The organism is Aeromicrobium sp. PFPM2_SD2, from assembly GCF_057364525.1.
Genome location: NZ_JBNFNZ010000209.1, coordinates 1 through 4203 on the forward strand (window position 1 = coordinate 1; position 4203 = coordinate 4203).

Below are 4203 nucleotides of genomic sequence, written 5' to 3' on the forward strand. Positions count from 1 at the left end.
CTCGGTCGCGTCCACCGCGGCGGTCGCCCTCGTCGCCCTTGAGGCCGAGGGCCGCACGCCAGGCCCGGCACGGCTCCGGCCTCGCCGCTCCACACCTGCTGGGCCCGCAGGATCGCGAGCACCAGGTCGACGCGGACGGACCCCTCCGGCGCCTGCCCCAGCACGTGCAGGCCGTCGCGGATCTGGACGTCCTTGATCTCGCAGAGCCAGCCGTCGACGTGCATGATGAAGTCGTCGAACGACTCGTCGTCCGGCTGGTCCTCCAGGCCCAGGTCGCGGTGCATCTCGGCCGAGCGCATGAGGGTCCAGATCTCGCCGCGGATCGCCGGCAGCTTGGCCGGGTCCATCGCCGCGATGTTGCCGTACTCGTCGAGCAGCTGCTCCAGGCGGGCGATGTCGCCGTACGTCTCCGCGCGGCCATCGGCGGGATGAGGTGGTCGACGATGACGGCGTGGGCGCGGCGCTTGGCCTGCGCCCCCTCGCCCGGGTCGTTGACCAGGAACGGGTAGACCAGCGGCAGGTCGGCGATCGCGGCGTCGGTCGCGCACGACGCCGACAGGGCCGCGTTCTTGCCCGGCAGCCACTCCATCGAGCCGTGCTTGCCCAGGTGGACGACGGCGTGGGCGCCGAAGCCGTGCCGCACCCACCGGTACGCGGCCAGGTAGTGGTGCGAGGGCGCCATGTCCGGGTCGTGGTAGATCGCGACCGGGTTCTCGCCGAACCCGCGCGGCGGCTGGATGAGGATGACCACGTTGCCGGCCTGCAGCGTCGCCAGGACGATCTCGCCGCGGTCGTTCACGAACAGCGTCCCCGGCGCCGCGCCCCACGCCTCGACGATCTCGTCGCGCAGGTCCTGGGGCAGGTCGGCGGTCCAGGCCGCGTACTCCTCGGGCGTGATGCGCACGTGCGAGTCGGTGAGCTGGGCGTTGGTGAGCCACTCCTCGTCCTGGCCGCCCGCGGCGATCAGCGTGTGGATGAGGGCGTCGCCCGCGGCCGTGTCGTCGTCCATGGCCAGCATGCGGGTGACCTCGTTGTCGCCGCCCAGGTCGTAGCCGGCCTCGGCCATGCGGCGCAGCAGGCGGACGGCCGAGACCGGCGTGTCCAGGCCCACGGCGTTGCCGACGCGGCTGTGCTTGGTCGGGTAGGCCGACAGCATGAGGGCGACGCGCCGGTCGCCCGCCGGCACGTGGCGCAGGCGCGCGTGGTGCACGGCGATGCGGGCCACGCGGTCGCAGCGCTCGGCGTCGGCGACGTAGCGCGGCAGGCCGTCGGCGTCGACCTCCTTGAACGAGAACGGGGCGGTGATGATGCGGCCGTCGAACTCGGGGATCGCGATCTGGTTGGCCGAGTCCAGCGGCGTGACGCCGTCGTCGTTGGCCAGCCACTCCTCGCGGCTCGAGGTCAGGCACAGGCCCTGCAGGATCGGGATGTCGAGCGCCGCCATGCGCGCGACGTCCCAGGCCGCGTCGTCACCGCCGGCCGAGACGCCGGCGGGGGTCGCACCGCCGGCCGCGAGGACGGTGACGACGAGGGCGTCCAGCGAGCCGAGCGCCTCGTAGAGGTCGTCGGGGGCCGAGCGCAGCGAGCTGGAGAAGACCGGCCGGCCCACGGCCTCGCCGGGTCGCGTCGATCGCGTCGCAGCGCGTGGGCGAAGTCCTCGTTGCCGGCCGTGTGGTGGGGCGCGGTAGAACAGCACGCCGACGCGCGGCAGCCCGCCGCGGCGTCAGCCGGCTCGGGCCGGTCGAGCCAGCCCCAGGCGGGCACGGTCAGCGGCGGCTCGAAGCCGGTGCCGGTCAGCAGCACGGTGTCGGAGCAGAACGCGTGCAGCTGGCGCAGGTTCTCCGGGCCGCCCTCGACGAGGTAGCGGTGGGCCTCGGCGGCGACGCCGACGGGCACCGTCGACATCTCCATGAGCTCGGCGTTCGGCGTCAGCTCGCCGCCCAGCACGATCATCGGCTTGCCGGTGGCGCGGATGCGCTCGAAGCCGCCGCACAGGTCGTCCGGCGAGCCCAGCAGCCGGCAGATCACAAGGTCGGACACCTCGATGACCTCGGCCATCGACTGGTGGCCCTCCACCTGGCGCGTCGGGTTGGCCCAGACGTAGTCCGCGCCGCTGGCGCGGGCCGAGAGCAGGTCGGTGTCCGAGGTGGACAGCAGGGCGATGCGGGTCATGCTTCTCCTTCGATGGAGGCGGTCTCGGTCTCGATCCGCAGGTCGGCCAGCGGCCGTCCGGCGACGAGGTGCTCGCGGACGAGCCGGTCGGTGTCGGCGGGAGTCACGGGGCCGTACCAGGCGCCGTCGGGGTGGACGACGGCCACGGGCCCGTGGTTGCACGGGAACAGGCAGCCGGTCTGGGCCATGAGGACGTCCTCGTCGGTGAGGCCCTCGGCGACGAGCCGGCCGACGAGCGCGCGGTAGGTCGCGTCGGAGCCGCGGGCGCTGCAGCGCGGGCCGCGGCACAGCAGCAGGTGGTGCCGGTGCGCCGGCGGACGGTCCCAGGCCGGCGACGACAGAACGGCCTCCCCGCCGGTGATCGTCCGCTCGCCGAAGTGGATGGTCGGCGGGTCGACCTGCTGGCGCTGCCAGTGGCCGGCGACCCGGCCGACCCACGAGCGGGCGTAGGTCAGGCGTCGGTGCTGACCGGTTCCAGCCGCAGCTCGCGCACGCCGTCGGCGTGGAGCTCGTCCAGCAGGCGCGTGAGGCTCGGCTCGCCGCCCTGGAGGAAGGCCAGTCGCGCCCGGCGTCGTCCGCGGCCCGGCGCAGGTCGTGGTTCGGGCGGCGTCCGGCAGCGCCGTGGCCACGTGGACGAGGACCGGCTCGCTCACGGGTGCCACACCACCGTCAGGCGGTCGGCGACGGCGTGCCGCTCGACCTCGGCCCGGACGCCGTAGACGCGTTCCACGAGCGAGCTGCTCAGCACCTCGGCCACCGGGCCGTGGGCGACGACGCCGCCGTTGTCCAGCACCACGAGCCGGTCACAGTAGGCGGCGGCGAGGTCGAGGTCGTGCAGGGCGGCGACGGTCGTGACGCCGAGCCGCCGGACCGTCCGCAGCAGGTCGATCTGGTGGCCCAGGTCCAGGTGGTTGGTGGGCTCGTCGAGCATGAGGACGGACGGCTGCTGGGCCAGCGAGCGGGCCAGCTGCACGCGCTGGCGCTCACCGCCCGAGAGCGTCTGCCACCGGCGGCCGGACAGGTGGGCGACGTGCGCCGCGACCATCGCCTGCTCCGACGACCGCCGGCGCTCCGGGTCGGCCGAGCCGGCCCCAGCGTCCGCGGTGCGGGGATGCGGCCGAGCTCGACCACCTGCCGGGCGGTGAGGTCGAGCGACGTCGTGGCGTGCTGCTCCAGCAGCGCGACCAGCCGGGCGCGCTCACGGGACGGGACGCTCGCGGCGTCCCGCTCCCCCAGCAGCACGCGGCCGGACGTCGGCCGGGCGAGTCCGGCGAGCAGGGTGAGCAGGCTCGTCTTGCCCGAGCCGTTGGGTCCGATGAGTCCGGTGATGGACCCGGCCGGCACCTGTGCCGTCACCCGGTCCAGCACCCGGGTGCCGCGCCGGACCCAGGTGACGTCCTGGACGCTCAGCCTCATGACGTCCTCCCCTCGCGGCGCAGCAGCCACGCGAAGACGGGGGCGCCGACCACGGCGGTGACGATGCCGATCGGCACCTCCTGCCCGTCGACCAGCGAGCGGGCCAGGGTGTCGGCGAGGACGAGCAGCAGCGCTCCGGCCAGGGCGCTCAGCGGGAGCAGCCGCTTGTGCAACGGGCCGCAGGCCAGGCGGACCAGGTGCGGCACGACGAGGCCGACGAAGCCGATGGCGCCGGTGAACGAGACGAGACCGGCGGTGACCAGCGCGGTGCCGATCATGAGCGTCCAGCGCGTCGCCCGGACGCTGACGCCGAGCGACCCGGCCGCCGTCTCGCCGAACGCGAACGCGTCCAGGGCCGAGGTGTAGGCCATGACCAGCACGAAGGTCAGCAGCACCAGGACGACGAGGGTGATCGCCCCCGTCCACCGCACGCCGGCCAACGAGCCGAGCGTCCAGCTCAGCACCCGGCGGGCCGCGTCGTGGTCGCCGCTCATGATGACGATGAAGGACGTGTACGCGGCGCACACCTGTCCGACCGCGACGCCGGCCAGCACCACGCGGGGTGGGGCGGCAGGTCGCCGGCCCGGCCCGCCGCGAGCCCCGAGCACGAGCACC

The 4203-nt window shown here is 74.4% G+C and carries 2 protein-coding genes and 2 pseudogenes; all 4 read right to left on the reverse strand.

All coding sequences use genetic code 11. The annotated features are described in order from the left end of the window. A pseudogene (locus AC2W7G_RS10400) lies at window positions 1-1696 on the reverse strand (cobaltochelatase subunit CobN); the annotation flags it as partial. Between the two features lie 472 nt (window positions 1697-2168). Then, window positions 2169-2825, reverse strand: coding sequence for a (2Fe-2S) ferredoxin domain-containing protein (locus AC2W7G_RS10405; protein ID WP_485868368.1), 657 nt, complete (start codon window positions 2823-2825; stop codon window positions 2169-2171). Further along, window positions 2822-3588: pseudogene (locus AC2W7G_RS10410) on the reverse strand (ABC transporter ATP-binding protein). The gene AC2W7G_RS10405 and the pseudogene AC2W7G_RS10410 overlap by 4 nt, the downstream one beginning before the upstream one ends. Next, on the reverse strand, window positions 3585-4203 hold a 619-nt coding region (locus tag AC2W7G_RS10415), incomplete at its 5' end, for a FecCD family ABC transporter permease (protein ID WP_485868369.1). The pseudogene AC2W7G_RS10410 and the gene AC2W7G_RS10415, both read right to left, overlap by 4 nt.